At 58.5% G+C, this 24,171-nt stretch carries 21 protein-coding genes and 5 tRNA genes; 8 read left to right on the top strand and 18 right to left on the bottom strand.

Going from position 1 to position 24,171, the window contains the following annotated elements; translation table 11 throughout:
• Positions 1-8: 8 nt before the first annotated feature.
• On the bottom strand, positions 9-947 hold the full coding sequence (locus NQ014_RS01595; RefSeq protein WP_257073249.1) for a TDT family transporter: 939 nt from the start codon (positions 945-947) through the stop codon (positions 9-11).
• 69 nt (positions 948-1,016) lie between these two features.
• Here NQ014_RS01595 and NQ014_RS01590 point away from each other — a divergent pair, with 69 nt between their 5' ends.
• Complete coding sequence (locus tag NQ014_RS01590; RefSeq protein ID WP_257073247.1) at positions 1,017-1,919, top strand: LysR family transcriptional regulator; 903 nt, start codon at positions 1,017-1,019, stop codon at positions 1,917-1,919.
• A complete protein-coding gene (locus NQ014_RS01585; RefSeq protein ID WP_070549654.1) occupies positions 1,903-2,328 on the top strand; it encodes a carboxymuconolactone decarboxylase family protein in 426 nt (141 codons plus the stop codon). The genes NQ014_RS01590 and NQ014_RS01585 overlap by 17 nt, the downstream gene beginning before the upstream one ends.
• On the opposite strand, the gene NQ014_RS01580 is transcribed toward NQ014_RS01585, so the two are convergent.
• The 9 genes from NQ014_RS01580 to NQ014_RS01540 all read right to left on the bottom strand — a co-directional run bounded on the left by NQ014_RS01580 (position 2,322) and on the right by NQ014_RS01540 (position 6,769).
• The gene (locus tag NQ014_RS01580) at positions 2,322-3,431 is read right to left on the bottom strand and encodes an acyltransferase (protein WP_257073246.1); all 1,110 of its coding nucleotides are present in this window, start codon (positions 3,429-3,431) and stop codon (positions 2,322-2,324) included. The two genes, NQ014_RS01585 and NQ014_RS01580, sit on opposite strands and share 7 nt — an antisense overlap.
• 70 nt (positions 3,432-3,501) lie before the next feature.
• Positions 3,502-4,458, bottom strand: coding sequence for an L-lactate dehydrogenase (locus NQ014_RS01575; RefSeq protein WP_070439677.1), 957 nt, complete (start codon positions 4,456-4,458; stop codon positions 3,502-3,504).
• 108 nt (positions 4,459-4,566) lie between these two features.
• A tRNA-Glu gene (locus tag NQ014_RS01570) sits at positions 4,567-4,639 on the bottom strand.
• Between the two features lie 83 nt (positions 4,640-4,722).
• Positions 4,723-5,508 (bottom strand): TatD family hydrolase, encoded by a 786-nt coding sequence (locus NQ014_RS01565; protein WP_257073242.1) that lies wholly within the window; start codon positions 5,506-5,508, stop codon positions 4,723-4,725.
• Entirely contained in the window at positions 5,505-6,284 is a 780-nt protein-coding gene (locus NQ014_RS01560) for a tRNA threonylcarbamoyladenosine dehydratase (protein WP_257073241.1), read from the bottom strand. The genes NQ014_RS01565 and NQ014_RS01560 overlap by 4 nt, the downstream gene beginning before the upstream one ends.
• A gap of 77 nt (positions 6,285-6,361) precedes the next feature.
• Positions 6,362-6,434 (bottom strand) — tRNA-Glu (locus NQ014_RS01555).
• Positions 6,435-6,473: 39 nt separating this feature from the next.
• Positions 6,474-6,545 (bottom strand) — tRNA-Gln (locus NQ014_RS01550).
• A 30-nt stretch (positions 6,546-6,575) separates the two neighbouring features.
• Positions 6,576-6,648 (bottom strand) — tRNA-Glu (locus NQ014_RS01545).
• A gap of 49 nt (positions 6,649-6,697) precedes the next feature.
• Positions 6,698-6,769: transfer RNA gene (locus tag NQ014_RS01540), tRNA-Gln, on the bottom strand.
• A 283-nt stretch (positions 6,770-7,052) separates the two neighbouring features.
• Here NQ014_RS01540 and NQ014_RS01535 point away from each other — a divergent pair.
• On the top strand, positions 7,053-8,462 hold the full coding sequence (locus NQ014_RS01535) for a hypothetical protein (RefSeq protein ID WP_246819689.1): 1,410 nt from the start codon (positions 7,053-7,055) through the stop codon (positions 8,460-8,462).
• Here NQ014_RS01535 and gltX read toward each other — a convergent pair.
• Both gltX and NQ014_RS01525 read right to left on the bottom strand, forming a co-directional pair.
• A complete protein-coding gene (gene gltX / locus NQ014_RS01530; RefSeq protein WP_069358802.1) occupies positions 8,446-9,933 on the bottom strand; it encodes a glutamate--tRNA ligase in 1,488 nt (495 codons plus the stop codon). The two genes, NQ014_RS01535 and gltX, sit on opposite strands and share 17 nt — an antisense overlap.
• A 56-nt stretch (positions 9,934-9,989) precedes the next feature.
• The gene (locus NQ014_RS01525; protein WP_257073237.1) at positions 9,990-10,703 is read right to left on the bottom strand and encodes a TIM barrel protein; all 714 of its coding nucleotides are present in this window, start codon (positions 10,701-10,703) and stop codon (positions 9,990-9,992) included.
• Between NQ014_RS01525 and NQ014_RS01520 the strand changes: the two genes are divergently transcribed.
• Both NQ014_RS01520 and NQ014_RS01515 read left to right on the top strand, forming a co-directional pair.
• Positions 10,702-11,424, top strand: coding sequence for an SDR family oxidoreductase (locus tag NQ014_RS01520; protein WP_257073236.1), 723 nt, complete (start codon positions 10,702-10,704; stop codon positions 11,422-11,424). The genes NQ014_RS01525 and NQ014_RS01520 overlap by 2 nt on opposite strands.
• 56 nt (positions 11,425-11,480) lie before the next feature.
• Complete coding sequence (locus NQ014_RS01515; RefSeq protein WP_257073235.1) at positions 11,481-12,713, top strand: isochorismate synthase MenF; 1,233 nt, start codon at positions 11,481-11,483, stop codon at positions 12,711-12,713.
• Here NQ014_RS01515 and NQ014_RS01510 read toward each other — a convergent pair.
• The 3 genes from NQ014_RS01510 to NQ014_RS01500 form a co-directional block, all read right to left on the bottom strand.
• Complete coding sequence (locus NQ014_RS01510) at positions 12,710-13,498, bottom strand: fumarylacetoacetate hydrolase family protein (RefSeq protein ID WP_257073234.1); 789 nt, start codon at positions 13,496-13,498, stop codon at positions 12,710-12,712. The genes NQ014_RS01515 and NQ014_RS01510 overlap by 4 nt on opposite strands.
• A 79-nt stretch (positions 13,499-13,577) precedes the next feature.
• Positions 13,578-14,165, bottom strand: a complete 588-nt coding sequence (locus tag NQ014_RS01505; protein ID WP_048735364.1) for a 3'-5' exonuclease — start codon at positions 14,163-14,165, stop codon at positions 13,578-13,580.
• 20 nt (positions 14,166-14,185) lie between these two features.
• Positions 14,186-16,060 carry a DUF294 nucleotidyltransferase-like domain-containing protein gene (locus NQ014_RS01500; protein WP_257073232.1) on the bottom strand — a complete coding sequence of 625 codons (1,875 nt, stop codon included), beginning with the start codon at positions 16,058-16,060 and terminating at the stop codon, positions 14,186-14,188.
• A gap of 61 nt (positions 16,061-16,121) precedes the next feature.
• On the opposite strand from NQ014_RS01500, the gene NQ014_RS01495 reads away from it, so the two are divergent.
• Complete coding sequence (locus NQ014_RS01495) at positions 16,122-16,775, top strand: DinB family protein (RefSeq protein WP_257073230.1); 654 nt, start codon at positions 16,122-16,124, stop codon at positions 16,773-16,775.
• 19 nt (positions 16,776-16,794) lie between these two features.
• Here NQ014_RS01495 and NQ014_RS01490 read toward each other — a convergent pair whose 3' ends face one another.
• The 3 genes from NQ014_RS01490 to NQ014_RS01480 all read right to left on the bottom strand — a co-directional run bounded on the left by NQ014_RS01490 (position 16,795) and on the right by NQ014_RS01480 (position 21,125).
• Positions 16,795-17,811, bottom strand: a complete 1,017-nt coding sequence (locus NQ014_RS01490; RefSeq protein WP_088611968.1) for a 3-isopropylmalate dehydrogenase — start codon at positions 17,809-17,811, stop codon at positions 16,795-16,797.
• A 68-nt stretch (positions 17,812-17,879) separates the two neighbouring features.
• Positions 17,880-19,094, bottom strand: coding sequence for an HNH endonuclease signature motif containing protein (locus tag NQ014_RS01485; protein WP_257073229.1), 1,215 nt, complete (start codon positions 19,092-19,094; stop codon positions 17,880-17,882).
• A gap of 516 nt (positions 19,095-19,610) precedes the next feature.
• Positions 19,611-21,125: an acetyl-CoA hydrolase/transferase family protein gene (locus NQ014_RS01480; protein WP_049172107.1), complete on the bottom strand. Its 1,515-nt coding sequence runs from the start codon at positions 21,123-21,125 to the stop codon at positions 19,611-19,613.
• 289 nt (positions 21,126-21,414) lie between these two features.
• Between NQ014_RS01480 and NQ014_RS01475 the strand changes: the two genes are divergently transcribed.
• Together NQ014_RS01475 and NQ014_RS01470 are read left to right on the top strand one after the other, a co-directional pair.
• Complete coding sequence (locus NQ014_RS01475) at positions 21,415-22,491, top strand: GTP-binding protein (RefSeq protein ID WP_048735349.1); 1,077 nt, start codon at positions 21,415-21,417, stop codon at positions 22,489-22,491.
• A 151-nt stretch (positions 22,492-22,642) separates the two neighbouring features.
• On the top strand, positions 22,643-24,145 hold the full coding sequence (locus NQ014_RS01470; protein WP_257073226.1) for an acetyl-CoA hydrolase/transferase family protein: 1,503 nt from the start codon (positions 22,643-22,645) through the stop codon (positions 24,143-24,145).
• The last annotated feature ends 26 nt before the right edge of the window (positions 24,146-24,171 follow it).

The raw sequence follows: 24,171 nt of genomic DNA, 5'->3' as shown, positions 1-24,171 counted from the left end.
GTTGAACTCTAAACCTGTGCAGCCTGCTCTCGCATCCACCAACCAAATCGAGCCACGCACGCTACCCAGTGCACAGCCAATAGACACAGCAGTCCGGCACTAACGGCGTACAGCCACTGCGCGCCGATAGTGTCACCCAGGTTGTGCGTACCAAGACTCAGAGTGCCCACGGGGAAGGTTGCACCCCACCAACCAGGGCTGTATCCCGCCCAACGGATTACGGCGCGGGTGAATCGTCGTAAAGCAATGGCGGCGAGGAAGACACCGACAATGAGCACGGTGGTACCGTAAGCGACAGCGAAGGTTCGGTTGAAAAGCAGCTGGGCAGCGGCCGTGGACTGACCGACCAATCCGAGCGGAATCCAGGCAGTACCGGCGATGGAATCGGGGATACGCATGGTGCCGGAGAACAGCGCGACGTAGCAGCGTACGAAAACCGGCAGAACCGTAATCAGCGCCATACAGAAGAGTATTTGTGCGCAGACCTGATAGAACGTGCCGTAGTCAACGCTCAGCTGCGCGCCGCTTGTCGCCGCCACCATCGGGGCGACCAGTGCAAGGCCCCACTGAAAAGTCGGCTCGCCTTCGAATCCTCGCAGTTGACGAAGACTGACGTAGATTGCCAGCGGCGCGCCAATCCACCAGGACGCCAGCTGCCACACAGAATCGTTAAACAACGAGCTTGCGGCACTACCGAGGGCCATAATACCCATCGCGAACATGCCCCACGGCGCCTGCAACTTCGAGTGAAAAGCCGGGTTTCGAAATCGCAACCAACCGACCACTATGAAACCGAGAATGCCACCTGCCACGACGAGAAGCAGTTCCGGAACCACCGGCACATCATGAATGTGCGTAAGCGTGGCGAAGATGGAGGTGCCCATCAGCGATCCTGCCCACGCAGGCCCGGCGGGCGCAAGCACATCACTGCGAGGAGAGTTGGTCATGCCCATACCGTATTTGTTCTTGCTGCAGTCACAGCTATCACGAAACTCTGTGAGGGGTACCATTGATGCATGTACCCCTCCGCTGTGGCCGAACTCGAAGCACTTTTCACCGTCGCCCGTGCGGGGTCGATCTCGAAGGCCGCGCGTGAGCTCGGCACCAACCAGCAGACCATGTCCGCACGCATCGCACGGGCGGAAAGAACGCTGGGAATCACCGTCTTCGAACGCTCCCCTTACGGCGTCTCACCTACAGAAAAAGGGCAAGTGCTTATCGACGCCCTCCCAGATCTCCTCGCCGCCTGCCACAGATTTTCGGGCATTGCCGCCAGCTTGCGTTCCGACAATGTTCCCCGCCACCTCACCCTTGCGGTGTCCAACACTGTCGCTGAGCTCTACTACCCCGGCTGGGCCGCCGAGTTCCACCGGCAACATCCCGCAGTCAAACTTTCGATGGTGCAGGCAAACTCCCGTGAGGTGCGGCAACTAGTAGCCGACAGTGCGGTGGACTTCGGCCTGGTAGAGGGCGAGGCTGGTCGACACGACCTCGAAGAACGAATCATCGGCACCGACGAACTGGTCCTCGCCGTGCCGACTGGGCATTTGTGGGCTGAGCGGGCCGAGATATCCGCCGAGGAACTGCGCGCGACGCCACTCGTTATTCGCGAACCGGGTTCCGGCAGCCGACAGGTGGTGGAAGATGCACTGGGCACTCTCACCGAACCCGCCGGAGAATTTGGCTCCCTTTCGGCACAGCGCGCTGGCATGATTGCGCTGGCAGCGCCGACAATCATCGCCCGCGGCGCAATTCGCGATCAGGTAACGCTCGGGCGCATCGTCATCGTCCCCACCGACACCGTTTTTACTCGCAACCTCAGCGTGGTTATGCGTCGTGGCAGTAAAGCTAGTGGGGACATTTCGGAATTTATCCGCATTGCTAGTCCTATACTTAGCAAGCATGAGCAATCCCAATGATGAACTCTTTTCCTCCGACCGCTACGATGCCGGTATCCAAATCCGCCGCGAGGTAATGGGCGACGAATTCGTCGATGCCGCCCTCTCTCGCAACGCCGGCTCCGACGGAGAGACCCTGCAGAAGCACATCACCGCCACAGTCTGGGGTTCTGTCTGGAGCCGCGAAGGGCTGGCCAAGCGTGATCGCTCCCTGCTCAACATTGGAATGCTCGTGGCCCTGCGAGCCACCGAGGAACTGCGCGGCCACATCAAGGGTGCCCTCGCCAACGGTCTGACCCGCACCGAAATCACCGAAGCCATTGTCCACGCTTCCGGTTACTGCGGCGCACCAGCTGCACTGTCCGCAATGAAGGTCGCGCAGGAAGTGCTCGTTGCTGAGCTCGGCCCGCTTGACGACGACGATCAGTAGGCAGCCCACGGGCTCTCAGGCCCTGGCCTCCGCGTTAGTACATCAGTGATGCGGCGCAGCAGCCACGACAATGGCAGGGCGATGGCAGTGGTGACAATTGCCACTGCCAACATCGACCCCTGGAAGGTCTGATAACCCATCAAGCTCATTACCCAGTCCATGACCAACACGTGGACGAGGAAGAACTCGTAGGAGACCTCCCCCAACCACATCAAGGCTGGATGACGAAGCCACCTTACCTCCGTACCCAGCGCAATCGGGGCCACGAATGCGCCTGCGGACAAGCCATACAGCGTGGTCTTCCACAAAGCCTGGTCAACATCATCTGGCACCAAGGTAGCCGGCCCCACATGCGTAGTAGTGGATAGAACGAACAGCACCAGAGCTATCAACCAGCTGGCGGCCAGATTAACGCGCCATCTGACCTTTCGACCGTAGGCCAGCAGCATACCGATGGCGAACCAGTCGAAATACGCCATCGGCCACAGCCGTGCCACCACCGGCAGCAGGTTTTCCTGGTGCGATAGCACAGTCCAGACCGGCCCAATGAGGCCAAAACCAATAATAATGGCCAACGTTGGACCAGGCCGTAGCCGCCCCTTTGTGATCGTCCAGATGCCAAGCCCCACCAGCGGCAATACCAAGTAGAAGCCGACTTCCACCACCATCGACCACATCTGCGGCAAGCCCGGGTGAATCCAGCCGAATTGGAGCGTCTGGGTAAACGACATCGTGCGCAACCAGCCCTGTAGCCCTCCACCAGATGGTGGTGGGTCGTCTGCGGTGTGAATGAGAAAGGCCGCAGTGACCACAATCCAGTAGGCCGGCAGGACTCTCTTCGCACGGCTGGTGAAATACTTCCGCAAGTCCGGTCGGTTCGCGGGGACGTCGTCAGGCGAACCGAGCCAGCGCCCTGTGAGCAGAACCGCACTGAGCACGAAGAAGATGGTGACGCCAATTTCGAATCGACCGTTGAGGCGCCCCCACCAATCGCCGGTGTAATTGCCCGTCCAAAACGCGGCATGCGTGAGCAGGACGCCGAACGCGCCGATGGCTCGGATGCTGGTCAGCTCCGGAACGTAGGTGGACTTGGCCGAATTCATGCCAATATTTTAGGAGCGCAAAGTACTTCCCCGTGTTATTTCGGTAAAAGTGGAATCTACATAATTTCTTCTACATGTTCTCGACGGTGCTCAAGATGTACTGAGCAGATTCACGCAACCGCTCCAGCTCCCAGCTGTTTAGCTGTGGCGGCATACGACGAATGATTCCACCTCGGCCGATCACCGCTGGCATCGACAGCGAGACATCCGTCAACCCGTATTCACCATCCAAGCGTGTACACACCGGGTGGACGCTGTTTTGATCCAGCATCACCGCGCGGGCAATTTCCAAAGCGGAGCGTGCAACACCAGCATTAGTCCAGCCCTTGGCATTGAGAACATCGTAAGCTGCCCCGACTACGGCATCTTGAATTTCTTGCGGTGAAGGCAACTGCGTGCCATGCCATTTTTCCAGTTCTGTCCACCTCACACCTTGCACGTTCAGCGTGGACAAAATCGGTACGGCAGTAAGCCCATGCTCACCCATCATGTAGCCAGTCACTGACTTTGGGTCAATTCCCAGCTGCTTGGCAACTACCCACCGCAGTCGGGCCGAATCTAGCATCGTGCCGGTGCCAAAGAGCTTTTCCGCGGGGTAATCGAACTCGGTATGTGCCAAGTGCACCACCGCATCGAGCGGATTAGTAATAAAGAGGACAATCGCATCGTGCGTATGCTTCACGATTCCCGGCATGACATCGCGAACCACTTCCCCGCTGAGCTTGGCTAATCCGGCACGGTCCGGACGGGAATCCGGGTCGTCCGGATCAGGGAGAATGGACGCACCAGCAGCGACGATAATCATATCCGCGTCGGCGCAATCGCTGTAGTCGCCAGCATGCACATTGACATAGTCCGTGCCGGGAACACCAGTGGACTGGGATTGGTCCAGAGCCTCGCCATGCGCGACGCCTGGTGCCGTGTCAATCGTGGCGATCTCAGCGAACAGCCCGGATTCCATGGCATATGTCAGGACATACGAACCGACGTGACCGAGACCAATACAAACGAGTTTTGAATGTTTCATAGTTTCGATACTAGGACTGTGGAAATCCAGTGCCGCGGTGGAGGGGTGAGCAGCAAGACAAAAGCCTCCACTCGATTACGAGTGAAGGCTCTTGTCTATATATCTTTGTACCCCGTACGGGATTTGAACCCGTGTTACCGCCGTGAGAGGGCGGCGTCCTAGGCCGCTAGACGAACGGGGCTTAGAACTTTCATCCGCGCGCTGCGGACTTGTTAAACAATACACTAGACGTGGATAGTAACTGCAAATCGCCCGGTCAAGGCGCTAAATTCCAAGTGCTTCCACATTTTTTGCTAGTGCGTTTTTAAGCTCCGCTTCATCCATTCTTCGCAGCGCCGCAACTTCGGCGACAGTGTCCCGCAAGGCCGCGACGACCTCTGCAGAAACCACCTCCGCCGCGTAGCCGCTTCCAGGCTCGTGCGGAAGGTCAGTTTCCAGCAAAAGCCTACCGACGGGCACCTGCGACACATAGGCCCGTCCGCGTTTGGTCCGCAACATGAGCGGATTGACGGAGATGTAGCCACCGGCTCGGATAAGCCTGGTCAGCTCATCGCTGGTGCCACCGAAACGGTGAAAGATGGGCACGAGATTCTGACCGAGCCCTACCCCTTTGTCGGAGTCCAAGCGTGGTTCCAGCAGATCAAGCACTCTATCGGCGCTGCGGACTGTGTGAATGGACAGAATATGCGGCTGGCTCGAGGCTCGGACAGCATCGAGAATGCTTGTGAAGACGTGGATTTGGGTCTCGGCGGGAACGTCGTCAAGCCTGCGGGGCGCAAAGTCCAAGCCAATCTCACCGACGAAACGGGTGCGTGGAAGGGCCTCGCGAAATATCTCAAGCTCGCGCTCGTAGTTGCCGTCGATATACCACGGGTGATAGCCAACTGCGGCCATGGGGAGATTTTCGCGCTCTAGCTCGACAAATCCGGAGGGGCGGACTGTCTGCGCGATGATCTCCACGCCTTCCTGCGCAATACCGGCTTTGAAGCACTCGCGCGAAGCCGGTGGCAGGAAATCGTAGTGAAAGTGGGTATCGATGAGCCGCATCATTTTTCCGTTGGTGGCTGGTTTTCGTCGGCCGGACCGCCGATGCGCGGGGCCAGCGGGGTTTCCTCGAACCCGAGCAGACGGCGAATGACCTTTCCGGCCAGCATCTGCCCCATGATTGGCGGTATGTAGCTCATGGTACCGAGGGTTTCCGCCTTGGTACCGCTGCCCTTGTCCGCAATTCTCACTGGCTCTTCGGATGAGTACAGCACCTCAAGACCGCGAATGCGTCGGCGGATACACACCTGACGGACGACCTTCGCCAGCGGACAGACCTTAGTCTTATTGATCTTTGAGAAGGTTAGCCGAGCTGGGTCGAGCTTATTTCCGCCACCCATAGCGGAAATGAGGTGGATGCGATTTTCCGCGCACCACCGCGCGATCTCAATCTTGCCGGTGACATCGTCGATAGCGTCGATGATGTAATCCGGACGCGGGAACTGCTCGAAGGCCTCCGCCAGGTTTTCGCGTGTAAGAAAAATCTGCCGGGCATAGGTCGTACAATCCGGGTTGATATCGGCAACCATCGCCTCCATAACCTCGGCTTTGACCCGGCCAATTGTGGAGACAAAAGCCAGCGCCTGACGGTTGAGATTGCTCGGCTCTACGACATCGCCGTCGATCAAGATGAGGTTGCCCACGCCGCCTCGGGCGAGAGCTTCGGCACAACTCGACCCCACGCCTCCGAGTCCGACAACCATGACGGTAGATTCAGCCAACGTTTCTAGCCCCTCCGCCCCTAGGAGAAGCTTCAGTCGTGCGAAACGTTCACTGGTCATAGTCGCCCCTGGTCATAGTCGCCTCGATGCTTAAAAAAACAAAAACTCCCCAGCCGACTGACTGGGGAGTAACTTTGTACCCCGTACGGGATTTGAACCCGTGTTACCGCCGTGAGAGGGCGGCGTCCTAGGCCGCTAGACGAACGGGGCTTAGAACTGAATCCAACTCAACTGAGTGAGCGAATTCCGCTGGCCTACCAGGACTCGAACCTAGAATGACGGTACCAGAAACCGTAGTGTTGCCAATTACACCATAGGCCAATAAAGACTGGCGCTTTCACGCTGTCTTTGTACCCCGTACGGGATTTGAACCCGTGTTACCGCCGTGAGAGGGCGGCGTCCTAGGCCGCTAGACGAACGGGGCTTAGAACTTTGCAGTTAGTGAATACATTCAACAATGAACTTCTTCACTGCTGGCCTACCAGGACTCGAACCTAGAATGACGGTACCAGAAACCGTAGTGTTGCCAATTACACCATAGGCCATCGCTGCTGAACGCAACGAGGAATAATATAGCCAATTCGCGCTAACAAGAGCAAATCACCTGGTCAAAGGCTCGTTTAAATTCGCGAGTTCCCCACAGTCCACCTCAGCAGTGCGCATAACTAATGCATAACTAATGCAGTGCATATAACTAACGCAGTCCCAGATCGAAAGCCCATTCGATCGCAGCTCAAAGCTTATCCGCCCTTCAGGAGACACTTCGTGGTGAAGCGGCTGGTAAACAGCCGACACACACCAAAAAACCAGACCTGAAAGGCAGGCACCATGACTTCCCCAACAACGACGGCAACAACCGCCCCCATCACGCTCGAGCTGGAGTTCTCCGACATCACGGAGCAAATGAACGGCACCATCGGTCGCGTCATCGGCACTGTCACTATCCGTCAGTTCGCGAAAATCATCTCGGCCCTCAACCTCGACGCCAACCCACGCGTGTCCCGCACCGGCCGCATCACCGATGCCATCATGGAAACCATCGACACCACGCCGGAGCTCTTCGCCTACAAGTCCAAGGGTGTGCTCCTGGCCTCCACTCAGTTCACCAGTGAAGACAATCTCTACCGCTTCACCTTCAGCAACCGTCGCATCGAAGGCATCCTCGACGGCGGTCACAACTCGCTGGCTATCGCACTGTTCGTTCTGGGCAAGCTCACTCCACCACCTAGCCGCAAAATCAAGACGTGGTCCGAAATGAAGGAGGTCTGGTCGGAGCGTACGGAAGAAATTGAGGAATTGCTTGCCGACGAAAGCCTCACCGAGCTCGATGCCCGTGTTCCGGTAGAGGTACTCGTGCCCGGTGCTCGGGACGAGGACACTGTGCAGGACTTCTCCGATGCACTGCTCGATATCTGTGCCGCCCGCAACAACAATGCGGAGCTCAAGGCGGAAGCAAAGCTCAATCGCGCCGGCTACTTTGACGATCTGAAGCATGCCCTGCCTCAGGGAATTAGCGACAACGTGCAGTGGCGCACCAACGATACTGGTCGACTAAAGGTGGGCGATGTCATCGCTATGGCGTGGATTCCGCTGTCTTGTATTGACCTGCCGAAGGATGCCGACGGGAAGCAGATTGAAGCACCGACCCCCACCAGCCTCTACTCCGGCAAGGCCAAGCTGCTTGACCGCTTCGAGGATGTCATGAGCTCACCGGAGGTCACTAAGCCCAGCACTGAAAGCATCAATGAGCGCACCGAAGAGGTCGTTCTCTACAACGAGAAGGTCCGCAGCGCATTGAACCTCACGCGTGACTTCATCGATATTTTCGAGCGCATCAACGCAGAGCTACCCGATCTCTACAACAAGAGCGGCGGTAAATTCGGCGGCATTGATGCTGTTGACAAGGCCAATAAGAAGAATCCGCGAACTGGCAAGACTCCACAGAAGTACTCGAAGTTCTACCGCCAGCCCATCGGCTACGCGATTCCAGACGGGTTCATCTACCCCCTCGTGTACGCCTTTGCCGCACTACTCAAGCGAAACGAGGACGGCACGGTCCACTGGGGAACCGACTGGCACGAGTTCTTCAACAACCACATGGGGTCGCTGGTCAAGGACTACCGCGAAACCTCCATGAATATGCTGAACCGCGACCCGCAGAAGGTGGGCAAAGAAGCGGGCTCTTACACGAACCTGCTTCGCTCAGCCCAGCTCGCGCTCTTTACTGAGCAGCAGTAAAAGGAGTGACCTCGAGCGCCTTGCGCAGTCGGCCCAGGCTGCGGCTGCGACCAAGCAGCTCCATGGACTCGAACAGCGGCGGCGATACCTGAGCGCCAGTCACGGCCACGCGCACCGGGCCAAAAGCCTTGCGTGGCTTCAGCTCCAGGTCCTCGATGAGGGCCTTCTGAAGTGCAGCTTCAAGCTTCTCGGTGACGAAGTCCTCTTCGCTGAGCGGCTCCACAGCTGCAATGGTGGCCTCCAGGACAGCGACGGCGTCTTCCTTGAAGTTACGGCGTGCCGAGCGCTCATCGAAGGTGAACTCGTCCTCTTCCACAACCAGGAACTTCGAGAGGTCCCAGGCGTCGGAAAGCGTCTTCACACGGGTCTGCAGCAGCGTTGCCAGGAAAGCGAACTTATCCGCCGGGTAGTCGGCCGGGAAGTCAAAGTGGCTTTCCAGGTACGTGCGCAGACGCTGCTCGAAGTCCTTCGGATCGAGCATGCGGATGTGGTCCGCGTTGATAGCGTCGGCCTTCTTCTGATCGAAGCGAGCCGGGTTGGACAGCACATCGTGGATATCGAAGGCCTTGACCATCTCGTCCATCGTGAAGATGTCCTGGTCGCCGTCCATAGACCACCCCAGCAGTGCCAGGTAGTTCAGCAGACCCTCGCGGATGAAACCGTTATCGCGGTGGATGAAGAGATTGGACTGCGGGTCACGCTTGGACAGCTTCTTATTACCCTCGCCCATAACGAACGGCAGGTGACCGAACTCCGGGGTGAACTTGGCGACACCGATGCGCTTCAGCGACTCGTAGAGAGCGATCTGGCGCGGCGTCGATGGCAGCAGATCCTCACCACGCAGGACGTGAGTGATCTCCATCAGAGCGTCATCGACCGGGTTAACCAGGGTGTAGAGCGGTTCACCGTTGGAGCGGGCAATAACGAAGTCCGGAACCAGGCCGGCCTTGAACTCGATACGACCGCGAACGAGGTCATCGAAGACAATGTCCTCGTCCGGCATACGCAGGCGAATCACCGGCTTGCGCCCCTCTGCACGGAAGGCTTCCTTCTGCTCCTCGGTGAGGTTGCGGTCATAGTTGTCGTAGCCCAGCTTCGGGTCACGGCCGGCGGCCTTGTGGCGCTCCTCAACCTCTTCAGCGGTGGAAAAGGCCTCGTACGCTTCACCGGCGTCAATGAGACGCTGCAATACATCGGCGTAGATGTCCTTGCGCTGCGACTGGCGGTACGGGCCGTGCGGACCGCCGACATCGATGCCCTCGTCCCAGTCAATACCGAGCCAATTCAGGGCTTCGATGATTGCCTGATAAGACTCTTCGGAGTCGCGAGCGGCATCGGTATCTTCGATGCGGAAGACCAGCTTGCCACCAGTGTGACGGGCATATGCCCAGTTGAACAGGGCGGTGCGGATGAGGCCAACGTGCGGGGTACCGGTTGGCGACGGGCAAAAGCGTACGCGAACATCTGACATGCTTTCCCACGATACCCGCCCTCCCACCTGCAGGCATGCATAGGGTTTGCATAGGGTTACAGAGCCCACTCCCCGGCCACTTCGCCGGCGTATCCGGCGGCGCGCAGCCGCTCAACCCAGCTGCGCAGTGGTGCCTCACCGGTGCCCGGCGCGCCGCGGCCTGGGAAATCGGCAATCTGGACGTGCGCCGGCAGGCTCACTCTTCCAGTCTCCACATCAGTGAGCCAAGCATCCACGTCGACGCCATTAGCCGCAAAATGGTAAAAGTCCGCAAGCACACCAGCACCAGTCTGTTGAGCTAACTCCTCGGCTTGCCACGGATCTGTAATGGGATAATCACTCATCCCGGACAGTGGCTCAATCAACGCGCGAACACCACTGAGCTCCAGCTGGGCAGTAATCTCAGTCAGTCTTTGCACCTGCAAATCGGTCAGCTCCCCCGAGCGCCCCAGCAGCACGTTCGAGCATTTCAGCCCAGTGGCCCGCGCAATCTGGCTCACTGCCTCCAGATGCCCCGCGGGCAGCCCATCCGTATCGAGCACTCCTCGCTGCCCCGCTGCCATGTCCCCTCCCCACAGATTCATGGCATAAAGACCGAGGCTGTCGTCAAAGAGGTCGCAAAAACCGGAAACCTCATCGGGTGCGGGCACTGCGAGGTCAAATGGCCACCAGAATTCCACGGCCGCGTAGCCGTCGTCACGCGCGGCGTTGACGGCGTCGTGCGGGGACATGTGTACGTAGACCGTAGAACAGTTAATAATAGTGCTCATGACCAAAACGGTAGTAGTAACTGGTGGCGGCGCGGGCATTGGTCGCGAAATTGCTCTGGCTTTCGCCGCCGATGGCTGGCACGTGCATATCTGCGGCAGGCGTATCGACGCGCTCGAGGCCGTTGCCGCCGAAGCGGACAACATCACTTACTCCAAGTGTGACATCACTGACCCCGAGCAGGTCCGTGCGATGTTTGAGGACGCGCAGGTGGCTACGGGAACCATTGATGTTGCGGTGCTCAATGCGGGGCTGCCCGGCACGCCCGCAGAGTTCGGAGAGACCGACATTGAGGACTTTCGCGCGGTCATCGATACGAATGTGGTCGGCTCATACCTATGCGCACGCGAGGCGTTCGCGCGGATGAAGGCGGGGCGCAAGGGGAAGACGGATCAAGCAGGCGGCCGAATCCTGGTCAACTGCTCTATCGCGGCGCAGGTGCCGAGAGCCCATACGGCGGCGTACGCGACGTCGAAAAGCGCGCTTGCCGGAATGACCCATGTGCTTGCCCTGGACGGACGCGAGTATGGCATTACGGCAACGCGCATTGACATTGGCAATGCGCAGACTGACCTGTTGGGGACGTTCACAGGCAGCGAGCCAATGTTCGATGCCAAGCAGGCTGCGGAGACCTTCCTCTACGCCGCGAATCTGCCGGCGAGTGCAGTCATTGATCATCTGACGATTACCGCTGCGGGTATGCCCTTTTTGGGTAGGGGTTAGCCTGCCCCTTAAACTGGAGCACAACTGGGTTTAGATTGAGGAGGCGGGTTAGGGCTATGTCCATGGAAAACCACCCCTCTCTGGGCGGCGGAAACGAAGAAGAGAAGCCGGAGAATTCTCACCCGTCGAACGACCCTGCAGCGACTCCGAAGCGTTCGACGCGCTGGGATACGTCCCGCCCGACCACCGCTCCGGATTTTTTGCTCTCCCGGGCACACGGCTCCATCCGCACGCAAGGTATTAAAGAGCAGCTTTCCGACCCCTGGCTCGCGGCCGAGGGACTGCACTCGGGCATTCACAAGATGGTGGTCGGCGCATTGCCCTTCGACTTGGACAAGCCCGCCGCCCTGACCGTTCCCCGGGAAGTCATCCGCTCCTCGCAGCCGCTGGAGCCACCCGCGCACTACCGTTGGAACGCACCGAAGCCCCACGCCAACATCGTCGCTTACGATCCCCCGCTCGACGAGCACGCTGAGCGCATCGCCGCAGCCATCCGCACAATCGAGTACTCGGCGCTGGAAAAGGTCGTGCTCGCGCGCGCTGTGGAACTCGAAATCGATCCCCCGATTGACCCGCTCCTACTCGCATCGCGGCTTATCGACGGATCCCCCAACCGCGATGGCTTTGTCGTGGATCTCTCCCCCGCCGGTTCCGATTATGAGGGCAAGTTGCTCATCGGTTCGTCCCCGGAGATGCTGGTCCGCCGTACGGGCGACATCGTTGAGGCATTTCCCTTGGCCGGGTCGCTGCCGAGGTCCCGGAATGAAGAGGTGGACCGAGCGTCGGCTCGTCGTTTAGCGGACTCGCGCAAGAACCTGGACGAGCATGCCTTCGTCGTCGACGACATCGCCGACAACTTGGCGCCACTGTGCAGTTCGCTGGATGTTCCGGACAGCCCCGAGCTGATGAGCACCGCCGAGATGTGGCACTTGGCCACGCATATCCGCGGTCGGTTGAAGGATCCGTCGCTGTCCGCGCTGGATTTGGCGCTGGTGGTGCACCCGACACCAGCCATTTGTGGCACGCCGACGGAATCCGCCTTCGGCGTTATTCAGGCCGTAGAGACCAACCGCGGCTTCTACTCGGGCGCTGTCGGCTGGTGCGATGAGAATGGCGACGGCGAGTTCGTGGTCTCCATTCGCTGTGCCGAGATCGACACTGAGGGGTCCGTGGCACGGCTATGGGCCGGAGGCGGCATTGTGTCGCACTCCGACCCAGAAGAAGAAGTCACAGAGACCAGCGCCAAGATGGGCACTGCGCTCCGCGCTTTTGGAGTTAAGGGCGCTTAAGCCCGCTCCACAGGGTTGGCCAGCTTGCCGATACCCGGAATCTCAATCTCGATGCGGTCACCCGGGAACATCGCAGCGGTACCGGCCGGGGAGCCGGTGCAGATGACATCACCCGGCAGCAGCGTAATCGAGGCAGTGATGAACTCGATGATTTCCGGGATGGACATAATCATCTGGTTGGAGTTGGAGTCCTGCTTGGTCTCGGTAACACCCTCGTGAGTCAGGTGCGCCTTAATCGGCAGCTCGTTGTAGTCCAGCTCCGCCTGGATCCACGGACCAAGCGGACAGAAAGTATCGATGCCCTTTGCGCGCGCCCACTGACCATCGGCAAACTGCAGGTCACGGGAAGAAACATCATTGACGATGGTGTATCCGAAGATCACATCGTGAGCGTTTTCCTTCTTGACGTTCTTGCACGGCTTACCAATAACCAGTGCCAGCTCGCCCTCGAACTCGACGTTGGTGGCGAAATCCGGAATGCGAATCGGCGCTTCCGGACCAATGACGGCCGTCGGCGGCTTAATGAACATCGTCGGCGGCAGCGATTCTGCCGACTTCTTGAACACCTCGGCGACGTGGTCAGCGTAGTTACGACCAATAGCGATGACCTTCGACGGCAGCATTGGGGCGAGCAGACGTACGTCGGCAAGCGGCCAGGAACGGCCTGTCTTATTCAGCTGACCGAAAGGGTGCCCTTCGATTTCGTGCAAAGTAACTTCATTGCCTTCGCCCTCAACGAGCGCGAAGCACATGCCCTCTGGGTGGGCGATTCGAGCAATACGCATAAAAATAGGGTACACGTCACATTGCGATAATTATGCAACGACCCCCACTCTCTAAACTCTGCGTTCTAAACTCTGTGCTTTAAACCCCACGCGACTCCTGCGCAAGCCACACCAGCGCACAAGCCAGCGCATCGTTGAACGCGTGATGGGCCTTAAAACGGGGAATGCCGTACTTGTCGCACAGTGACCACAACCGCAGCTCATCACGGACCGGCTCACGGTTGGCCCGCAGAATCGCGTCGTACTCACGTGTCATAGTGTCCGCCACCGGCACATCAAAACGCGCATCGAAGTACTTCCGACACAACGGATCTAGGAAACCAACTTCCATCCGCGCGTAGTGCGCCAGCAGCTTCCGTCCCCGTAGAGCTTCTAACAGCTTGCCGACGGCCACCTCTGCCTCTACCCCGGTTGCGACCATGTCGTCGGTAAGCCCATGCACCGTCGCCGACTCGCCGACGCTCACCTCCTCGCGCTCTGGGCGAATGAGAAGGTGTCCCGATTCTTCCAGCACGATGTCGCGGCCTTCCACCGCAACCCAACCGATGGAAAGCAGCTGATCTTTGGAAGGATCCAGACCGGTAGTTTCCACATCAACCGCGAGCCAAGCATTGTCGCGGATAGGTGCGTCCAGGAGTTTTTTGCGGGGTTTGAAAAACTTCAACATTGCGTGCTCACACAGCTAAACTACGACATCGCCCGGATGGGATACCTCGCCCCGAGGCTCTGCTGCAACTTGCGGATAACTCCAAACGCATCGCGCAGGTGTTCTCGTTCCAGGCTGGAGAGGCGCTTCGGGTAGATGTGGTTATTCGGCTGCTCGCCCGCGTTGAACTGGGCCTGCTGGTGATGAAGCTGCACCGTGCACAAGAACTCGAACGCATCCGCCAGATCCTGCGCACCCTGGCGGCTCACGCTTCCGGCACCCGCACTCGCCGCCAAACGCTCACGCGTCGACAGCTGCGGCAGACCGGCTGCCACAGTAAATAGGCGTGCCATCTGTACCACAGCAGCAGTTCCTCCCTTCTTGATGTCCAGGGTCTCTGCGTGCTCGCCACCCTTTTCCAACACCAGTCCACGGAAGAAGCCGAGCGGTGGCTCCCGCCAGGCCGCGAGCTTGGCCAAGTGCGCGTGCAGGCGCTGCGACCCCTGAGCCAGCGGCAGGTAGGCCGCACGAAGACTCTCTACCAGTTGCACGTCGCCCGCTACCGCTCGCATGTCGAAGAAAGTCTGTGCGTGCAAAAGCGCCTCCGCCTCCGGTGCGGTAATCCACCCGTGGAAAGTGCGCAGCCACTGCGACTTGGTCATCCGCCACGCAGGATTGCTGGCCATCATGTCCCCTGGACAGAGCGGATAACCAACTCGGTCGAGGTTGGTGCAAATCTCGTCGCTAAGCGCGGCGAAATAGTCGGCGTGAGAGTCGGCGTCGTAATCGTCGGCGAGAACCAGCGCATTGTCCTGATCGGACGCGAGCCCCATCTCTCCGCGACCATGCGAGCCCAGCACCGCAAACGCGTAGCTGACTGGTGGAGGCCCGAGCTTTTCCTCAGCAAGCGCGACCAGGCGTCGGGTGACAGCATCGGCCACGGCAGTCAGCAGCTTGGCGACCTCTTCCCCCGAATCACCTCGGTCAATAAACCGGCCCACAATCCGCCGCGCGTTCTGAGCAATCTCCGCAATCTCGGAGATATCACTCTTGCGCGCCAGCGTCGCCGTCGCGTACACGGGATCGGTGTGCAGACTGCGCAGGAGGTCTCCAATGACAATCATGCCGACCACTCTCGTCCCGTCGTGCACCGGCAGATGATGGTAACCACGCTCAGCCATCAGCAGCATGGCCTCGAAGACCAGCAGGTCGGGACTGATAGTTTCCGGGTTCCCGGTCATCACTTCGCTTACGAGACTCTCCGCCGGCTTGGCTTCTGCCAGCACTCTACGGCGGAGGTCGCGGTCAGTGATGATGCCGACGAGCGGGCTCTGGTTGGCGCCTGCAGACTCCATCACGAGCAGACTAGAGACATTCCGCTCCGTCATAATCTGCGCCGCCTCTTGTACTGTCGCATCAGCGCTGCAGGTCACCAGCGACGTCTCCATCAGGTCCGCAACCCGTGTGCGCAACGACTCCGATGCCGCAGCACTCCGCAGCTTCGATGCCACTGCGCGAATGCGCGCGTTCTCACCGCCGTAATAGCGCCGGACCTCTACGAACTGCTCATTGAGCTGGTCAAAAACCTCCTTGGAGATCACCAGGAATACGCAGTCCTCCACTGCCGTCATCGTGTACAGCGAGGGGTCACTGCTCAGCAGCGTCGAATAGCCGAAATGATCTCCCACATCTCGCCTGTCCAACAGCGTGCCAGCTGGGTCAAAGAGATCCACCATGCCGGAGCGAATAATGAAACAGCTGTTGTTGTCCGCACCCGCCCGGATAATCTCCGTACCACGACGGGCATAGCGCATGGTCAAAAGCGGTGGGATAGTCGCGCGCTCTTCATCGGTGAGGTCCGAAAAGGGGCGGGTGTGGCTGAGGAAGTCTGCGATTTCCGCAAGCTCGACGGTCATGGGGTCAATTATCCCCTATTTTTGCTCCCAATAGGACTGATTTGCGGGAATACTCGACCTTATGACCAATTCCACACACAGCGCTTCAACGAATCCCGAATGGCCGCTCGACGCCCACATCCTCGGCAGGATGGACAAGCTCGCGGCACTCGTCGCCACGCTTGACGACGACACCTTCAACGCAACTCTCCCCATCCCAGCCATAAACTCCCTGGCCGTGCTGCTACGGCATGTGACCGGATCCGCGAGATACTGGCTCGAGCGCGTCTGCCTTGGGCGTGATTATGTCCGTGATCGCGATGGGGAGTTTTCTGCTCATTGCAGTGTTTCGGAAGGGCTGGAGATCTACCACCGTGACCGCGCGGCCATCGAGTCGGCATTGGTGGAGTTGCGGAACGTGGACCGCTCTGCCGTTCCTGCTTTCATTCCCACTGATAAGGACCGCTGGTGGTGCGGCAGCATCGAAGGCGTGATTGTGCATGTCTTCCACGAGGCGGCTCAGCACCTGGGACATGCGGAGATTACGAGGGATGCGCTGGTGGCAGGACCGGGAGGGGGTGGTTCCGATAACGGCGCAGGAAGCTCATCCCCATACCCCCTTGACACCATCATCGATGTACTTCGCCAGGTCGGACATGCGTCGGACTTCATCGAGCACACTGCCGACGGTAAGACTCACATCACTACCGTCGATGGCAAAACTGTGATTGTCTAGCCCCCCTATTTTTACTGCACTACTTCAAAGCAGCTGCAATGCGATCGCCAACTTCAGTGGTCTTAATTGGGCCACTACCGCGGGTAGCCATATCGGCCTCCACCGCAGCCTCGATGCGCTGGGCGTCTTCCTCACGACCCAGGTGGCGCAGCATCATGGCACCCGACAGAATGGCAGCGGTCGGGTCAGCGATCCCCTTGCCAGCAATGTCGGGCGCGGAGCCGTGAACGGGCTCGAACATGGACGGGTTGGTATTGGAGGCGTCAATATTGCCGGACGCCGCCAGGCCGATACCGCCCGACACTGCACCAGCTTCATCAGTAATGATGTCGCCGAAGAGGTTGTCGGTGACAATGACGTCGAAACGCGAAGGATTAGTGACGAGGTAAATCGTCGCAGCGTCGATGTGCGAGTAATCGACATCTACCTCTGGGTATTCCTTAGCCACCTCATCGACCGTGCGCTGCCACATACCGCCGCCGTGCACCAGCACATTGGTCTTGTGGACAAGCGTCAGCTTCTTGCGGCGGGTCATAGCCAGCTCGAAGGCGTAGCGAACAACGCGCTCAGCACCGAAGCGGGTATTGACCGAGGTTTCATTGGCAACCTCGTGTGGCGTGCCGACGCGAATCGCACCGCCGTTACCAGTGTAGGCGCCTTCGGTTCCCTCGCGGACGACCACGAAATCAATTTCGCCCGGGTTCTTCAGCGGTGATTCGACACCCGGGAAGAGCTTGGAAGGACGCAGGTTGACGTGGTGATCCAGCGCGAAGCGCATCTTCAGCAGCAGGCCGCGCTCGAGAACGCCCGGAGGAACGTTCGCCGGGTCGCCGATGGCGCCGAGCAGAATAGCGTCGTGCTCACGCAGGGAGTCAAGGTCAGCGTCGGTAAGCAGTTCACCATTGCGCAAGTAGCGACGCGAGCCGAGGTCATACTCGGTGGTGTCGAACTCGCCGATAGCAGCCTTGAGCACCTTCAGCGCCTCTGCCGTAACTTCCGTGCCGATGCCATCACCCGGGATGACGGCGATCTTCAGCTTTCCTGCCTCAGTCATTTTTTGAGATACCCTTCTCACTATATGGACACAAATGAGTGTAGCAGAACCTAGCGCTCACCCCCGTCACTGTCTCCACGATTTTTGTCAGCTCCATCACTTTCGCAATCCACCCCATCTACCGCCTTCTCCTTTTCCAAATCCCGTCGCACCTTATCCACAAGACCGCGGAGACTATCATGCAATTTGCGACGCTTCTCATTGTGTTCAGCTAGCGCAGTAGTCTTCTTTTCTGTCTGCGAGGCAAAGGTATACCGACCATGTCCCGTATGCGCCTTTTCCGGCCTCGCAAACGGCCCTTCATCACAAGAGAGGAACGTCCAGGCCTCAGTCCCATCATCACCTCGAACAACTCGCCACATACCGGCAGTTTTGAGGTTGTGATGCCGTCGACAGAGGCAGTGGAGATTATCTGTGTGCGTGGCCCCTTCCTTTTGCCGCTCGCCACCGGAAAGGCTGTGATCAAATTCCACAATATGGTCGATATCGCACTTTTCCGCAGGGACATCACAACCAGGAAAGCTGCACACACCGTCACGGGCTCGTACGAATGCGCGTTGGGACTCGGAGGGACGGTAACCTTCGACCGCACTATCCCCCAGCACCCGCAATGCGGACACTCGTTTCAGCCAAGACTCGGCCACCAGCGAAGAAAGCCAACCTGCGCCAGCGAGCCATACTGGAGTATTTTCAGGCTCACCATCCACCCCAGGAGTGAGCACCCGAAAGAGCTCCAGATTCACTTCGACATCACAGGTACCGCGCAGCGCATGCATGAAGGCAACCGCGCGGCTTACTTTCATCTTCGCTGCCACTGCATCGATGATTGCAAGCGCTTCCACCGCATGATGCCGCTCGAGCACAGTAGTCAGTATCGTAACTCCAGCGTCACCATGTTCATCAACCGCGATAAACTCCTTAGCCGTCATACGATCGCCAAAGTAGTCGAGAGCCGCAGCTTGAACCTCCTGCACCTCTTGCGATTCCTCAGGACTATCCGCAGACTCTCCACCCTCCTCGACTTGGTACGCAGCCGCATCAATTGCAGCATCTACGGTCGCCTCCACATTCCGAGCCAGGACCCTATCAGCCTGCAACCCGGCGACATCCACATCACGTGGCCGCACTTCCGGAGCACACTCACCAATCACTCGCTGCACCCGCGTTGCCATCGCACGCACGCCACGGAGCGCCTCCCCGTCGCGCCTAGGCTTAACGACGTCCACGAGACCCGACTCCACCGCGTCAACCTTGCCATCAGCCACAGGCCGGGTATGTTTACCAAGCATTGCTAAATGCCTCATTGACAAATGCCCGCGCTCCTGACACATTTCCGCTAGTTGCGGCATACGTCCAAGCATGTAGCCAATTTCCATATATTTGTTCACTTCGGCGCGTGAGACCCCAAGCACCACCGACCAATAAGCTAAATGAGCTTCAACATCACCATCATCCGGCGGTGCGACCCGCTGGGCGATAACCATCTGCAGACGATTAATCTCCCGCATTACTTCAGCGAGCGGATGAGCCCTCACCTCATGACTGAAGCGAAATTCCCCACACGATTCCAACTCTGACATTGCACTGTCCCCTCCCTAACGAGGTCCCCTAACGAACAGTTCTTTATCAATTCGCCCACACCATATCCCCCACCCCGGATTCAAACCGCTGCGCACCCCAAAAAACACTACATTATTCGAACACTATTTCGAACCGATATCGAAAGAAAATCCCGCCCTACGACGCAAACTTCGTCGCAAAGCGGGAACCGCACTAGAAACCTAGTCGACCGGCTTCATGGAACCGTTTTCGAGGAAACGACGGTGGAAGTCGTAAGAAGTACCCAGATCATGCGGAGTGTGCAGGTACGGCGTCGCCTTCTCAGCACGCTCGACGTATTCGAGCAGCGCCTCCTTGTACATCGGGTGCGCACACTTCTCAATGACGACACGGGAACGCTGACGCGGCGCCAGTCCACGGAGGTCAGCCAGGCCCTGTTCGGTGATGATGACCATCACGTCATGCTCAGTGTGGTCAACGTGAGAGACCATCGGCACAATTGCGGAAATGTCGCCATTCTTAGCCAGCGATGGGGACACAAACGTGGAGATGTAGGCGTTACGGGTGAAGTCACCGGAACCACCGATGCCGTTCATCATGCGCGAACCAGCTACGTGGGTGGAGTTGACGTTGCCGTAGATGTCAGCCTCGATCATGCCGTTGGTGGTAATCAGCCCCATGCGGCGGACCAGCCCCGGATTATTGGAGATGTCCTGCGGACGCAGAACGATCTTCTCGCGGTAGTCAGCGGCATTCTCATTCATACGCGCCGCATATTCAGGAGACAGCGAGAATGCAGTACCGGAAGCCACGGTCAGCTTGCCAGCATCCATCAGGTCGACCATGCCGTCCTGGATAACCTCAGTGAAGGAGGTCAGGTTCTCATACTTGGAATCCAGCAGACCTGCGAGCACGGCGTTCGGAATGTTACCGACACCCGACTGCATCGGCAGCAGGTTCTCCGGCAGACGACCGGCCTTGACCTCACCATCGAGGAAGTCGAGCAGGTAGCCGGCAATGGCCTTAGAGTCATCGTCCAGCGGCTTGAACGGCGAGTTACGGTCCTCGGCATTCGTCTCGACGACAGCGACAACCTTATCAACATCAATCTGAACATCCGGAGTGCCGATGCGGTCCCCCGGGTTCACAATCGGAATCTCCTTACGGTTCGGAGGCAGGCCGACACTGTAGATGTCGTGCATACCCTCGAGATCCTCGGACTGCCAGGAGTTGACCTCAATAATGATCTTCTCTGCAGCATTGAGGTAAGAAATGCTGTTACCAACCGAAGAGGAAAGAATAAGGGAGCCATCGGCCTTAATGCGAACAGCTTCGACCACGGCAACATTGACCGGGCCAAAGAAGCCCTGCTCAGTCATCGGGCCAGAGTGCGACAGGTGAATATCACTATAGAAGGCATCGCCTGCATTAATACGGTTACGCATTCCCGGGTCGGACTGGTACGGCATACGCCACTCAACACCATTGGCCTTCGCCAGCGCACCATCAAGTTCCGGAGCGGTAGACGCGCCGGTCAAGACCTTAATCTTAAACTCGTCGCCACGCTCGTGAGCGGCCTCGATGCGCTCAGCGAGAGCCGGCGGGACAACCTTCGGGTAGCCAGCACCGGTAAATCCGGCAAAGCCCACCATGTCTCCGTGGTTGATGAACTGCGCCGCCTCCTGCGCGGTCATCACCTTGGATTTGAGACCAGCATGGGCAATACGATCTGACATGAATTCACCTTTCTATATCCCCCAACGCGACTATCGGGGGTAGTGCTTCGAACACCAAAGCACACCCCCAACCCTATCAACGAAGCGGTTAGCGCCTTTCATTCAGATGCCCGAAAGCGCCCCCATTTTAGGCACACTTCACGCGACACTAAAGCCGACTACAACACCGTTTTATGCCCTAAGTCACAACCGACCAATAATCAGTCATGCAACACATTTACAGCCCCTCACACAGCCCAATTCATACACTAGTTATTGATAATCATTTTCAGTACGCTAATCTTGTCGAGTGACTTCTACCGAATTTTCTGATAGCACCACCCAGACCACTCCCGTCACCGTCCTGTCCGGATTCCTGGGCGCCGGTAAGACCACCCTGCTGAACAACCTCCTGGCAAACTCACAGGGGCGCAAAATCGCGGTCATCGTCAACGACTTCTCGGAAGTCAACGTCGACGCCGCCCTCATCGAGCAGGGCACATATCTCGAGCGCGGCGAGGATCGTTTCATCGAAATGTCCAACGGCTGCATCTGCTGCACACTGCGAGATGACCTCGTTGAAAACGTCGGCAAGCTCGCGCGCAGCGGCAAATTCGAACACATCGTCATCGAATCCACCGGCATCTCCGAACCCATGCCAGTCGCCGCTACCTTCGAGTGGGAATTCGACGACGGCCGCCGTCTCGCCGACATCGCCCCCATCGACACAATGGTCACGCTCGTCGACGCCTCTACATTCCTCGACAATCTCCGTCAGGGGCGCGCGCTGCCTGACGACGAACGCACGGTCGCCGACCTCCTTGTCGACCAGGTGGAATTCGCCGATCTCATCCTCATCACCAAATCCGACCTCGCAGGCGAAAAGCTCACCGGCGGTACCGAGGAAACGATCCGCGCAATGAACCCCCGCGCACGCATCGTCCGCGTGACTAACGGCGAAATCGCCACCTCTGCCATTCTCGACGCATCGCTTTACGACGAAGGTACCGCGGCCACTTTCCACGGATATGCAGAAGAACTTGCGAATCCCCACACGCCGGAGACTGAAGAATACGGCATTTCTTCGGTTGTTTTCCGAGGCAACCGACCCTTCGACCGCGAACGACTAATCAAGGCTCTCCGCGGCACAAAGGGCCTCGTACGATCCAAGGGGCACTGCTGGATTTCCGACCGCCTTGAAGTCGCCCACGTGTGGAGTCAGGCGGGGCCGAACCTGAAAATCACCCCTGCCGTCATGTGGGCGCAGACCGATGTCCCCCCATCCAACGAGGTCGTACTCATCGGTGTGAAATTTAACCCAGAGGCCACACTGCAGGCATTCGAGGATGCGATGCTGACCGACGAAGAAGTGCGGGAATTGCTGTAACAAAGCCCCTGGAAGAGCGCCGATAAGCGACCAACTGAAGCGATCTGAGTGTCATAAATCACTTCTCAACCTGCGAGTGTGGCAACACACTGTTAGCGCATGCTAGGTTAGGCGACAAAACTAAAGTCGAACAGTCTATCTAGGAGATGACATGTCTGATCGCATCGCACATGCCGGTTTGCGCGGCAAGGTAATGACCGCCGACGAGGCTGCACAGTTTATCAATCATGGTGATGCCCTCGGCATCTCTGGCTTCACCGGTGCTGGCTACCCGAAGGCTCTGCCGACTGCGCTGGCAAACCGTGGCAAGGAACTCCACGCCAAGGGTGAAGAGTTCGCTGTCGACATCTACACCGGCGCTTCCACTGCCCCGGACTGTGACGGCGTGATGGCAGAAGCTGACATCATCCGCTACCGCATGCCGTACCAGGGCGATCCGGCACTGCGTAAGTCCATCAACTCCGGCAAGGCGAAGTACCAGGACATCCATCTCTCCCACTCCGCGCTGTATATCGAGCAGGGCTTCCTGCCGATTGACGCCGCAATTGTTGAGGTCACTCGTATTACGGAAGATGGACACCTCGTTCCGTCGTCAAGCGTTGGCAACAACGTCGAGTGGATGGACAACGCTGACAAGATCATCATTGAGGTCAACTCGTGGCAGTCCGAGGAACTCGAGGGCATGCACGACATCTACCGCATTCAGCACCTGCCTAACCGCACGCCGGTGCCGATCAACGCCCCGGGTGATCGCATTGGTACCCCTTACATCGACATCAACCTGGACAAGGTTGTCGCTGTTGTCGAGACCAACGCACCGGACCGCAACTCCCCGTTCAAGCCGTTGGATGAGACCTCGAAGGCCATTGCCGGACACTTCCTCGACTTCCTCGAGGGCGAAGTTCGCGCGGGGCGCCTGGCTTACGACCAGTACATTATGCAGTCGGGCGTCGGTAACGTGCCGAACGCCGTGATGGCAGGTCTGTTGGACTCCAAGTTTGAGAACATCAAGGCCTACACCGAGGTTATTCAGGACGGCATGATTGACCTGATTGACGCAGGCAAGATGACCGTCGCTTCGGCTACCTCCTTCTCCCTGTCTCCGGAAGCGGCCGAGCGCATGAACAACGAGGCTGCTCGCTACCGCGAGAACATCATTCTGCGCCCGCAGCAGATTTCTAACCACCCGGAGGTTGTCCGTCGCGTCGGCCTCATCGCCACCAACGGCATGATTGAGGCCGACATCTACGGCAACGTCAACTCCACCCACATCAACGGCTCCCGAATGATGAACGGTATCGGTGGTTCCGGTGACTTCACCCGTAACGCCTTCGTTTCCTCGTTCATCTCGCCGTCGCTGGCGAAGGACGGTGCGATTTCGACTATCGTTCCGTTCGCTTCGCACATTGACCACACCGAGCACGACGCCATGGTCATCATTACCGAGCGTGGATTCGCTGACCTGCGTGGCCTGGCACCGCGTGACCGCGTGGCGAAGATGATTTCCGTTGCACACCCGGAGTACCAGCCACTGCTGGAGGAGTACTACGAGCGCGCGCTGAAGACCGCTCCGGGCATGTCTACCCCGCACGACCTGCGCACTGCCTTCGACTTCCACGTCAACATGATTGAGCAGGGCTCGATGAAGGGCTAGGCAATAGGGCTACGGCCGCATATATC

The organism is Corynebacterium sp. 5QC2CO (assembly GCF_024580435.1).
GTDB classification, from domain to species: Bacteria; Actinomycetota; Actinomycetes; order Mycobacteriales; family Mycobacteriaceae; genus Corynebacterium; species Corynebacterium jeikeium_D.
The sequence above is the reverse complement of the archived record's forward strand: the minus strand, read 5'-3'. Positions and strand labels throughout refer to the sequence as shown.

Excerpts from the sequence above, each read along its gene's own strand:
- NQ014_RS01595 (WP_257073249.1), bottom strand. The coding sequence starts at position 947 with ATGACCAACTCTCCTCGCAGTGATGTGCTTGCGCCCGCCGGGCCTGCG.
- NQ014_RS01590 (WP_257073247.1), top strand. The coding sequence starts at position 1,017 with ATGTACCCCTCCGCTGTGGCCGAACTCGAAGCACTTTTCACCGTCGCC.
- NQ014_RS01585 (WP_070549654.1), top strand. The coding sequence starts at position 1,903 with ATGAGCAATCCCAATGATGAACTCTTTTCCTCCGACCGCTACGATGCC.
- NQ014_RS01580 (WP_257073246.1), bottom strand. The coding sequence starts at position 3,431 with ATGAATTCGGCCAAGTCCACCTACGTTCCGGAGCTGACCAGCATCCGA.
- NQ014_RS01575 (WP_070439677.1), bottom strand. The coding sequence starts at position 4,458 with ATGAAACATTCAAAACTCGTTTGTATTGGTCTCGGTCACGTCGGTTCG.
- NQ014_RS01565 (WP_257073242.1), bottom strand. The coding sequence starts at position 5,508 with ATGATGCGGCTCATCGATACCCACTTTCACTACGATTTCCTGCCACCG.
- NQ014_RS01560 (WP_257073241.1), bottom strand. The coding sequence starts at position 6,284 with ATGACCAGTGAACGTTTCGCACGACTGAAGCTTCTCCTAGGGGCGGAG.
- NQ014_RS01535 (WP_246819689.1), top strand. The coding sequence starts at position 7,053 with ATGACTTCCCCAACAACGACGGCAACAACCGCCCCCATCACGCTCGAG.
- gltX (WP_069358802.1), bottom strand. The coding sequence starts at position 9,933 with ATGTCAGATGTTCGCGTACGCTTTTGCCCGTCGCCAACCGGTACCCCG.
- NQ014_RS01520 (WP_257073236.1), top strand. The coding sequence starts at position 10,702 with ATGACCAAAACGGTAGTAGTAACTGGTGGCGGCGCGGGCATTGGTCGC.
- NQ014_RS01525 (WP_257073237.1), bottom strand. The coding sequence starts at position 10,703 with ATGAGCACTATTATTAACTGTTCTACGGTCTACGTACACATGTCCCCG.
- NQ014_RS01515 (WP_257073235.1), top strand. The coding sequence starts at position 11,481 with ATGTCCATGGAAAACCACCCCTCTCTGGGCGGCGGAAACGAAGAAGAG.
- NQ014_RS01510 (WP_257073234.1), bottom strand. The coding sequence starts at position 13,498 with ATGCGTATTGCTCGAATCGCCCACCCAGAGGGCATGTGCTTCGCGCTC.
- NQ014_RS01505 (WP_048735364.1), bottom strand. The coding sequence starts at position 14,165 with ATGTTGAAGTTTTTCAAACCCCGCAAAAAACTCCTGGACGCACCTATC.
- NQ014_RS01500 (WP_257073232.1), bottom strand. The coding sequence starts at position 16,060 with ATGACCGTCGAGCTTGCGGAAATCGCAGACTTCCTCAGCCACACCCGC.
- NQ014_RS01495 (WP_257073230.1), top strand. The coding sequence starts at position 16,122 with ATGACCAATTCCACACACAGCGCTTCAACGAATCCCGAATGGCCGCTC.
- NQ014_RS01480 (WP_049172107.1), bottom strand. The coding sequence starts at position 21,125 with ATGTCAGATCGTATTGCCCATGCTGGTCTCAAATCCAAGGTGATGACC.
- NQ014_RS01470 (WP_257073226.1), top strand. The coding sequence starts at position 22,643 with ATGTCTGATCGCATCGCACATGCCGGTTTGCGCGGCAAGGTAATGACC.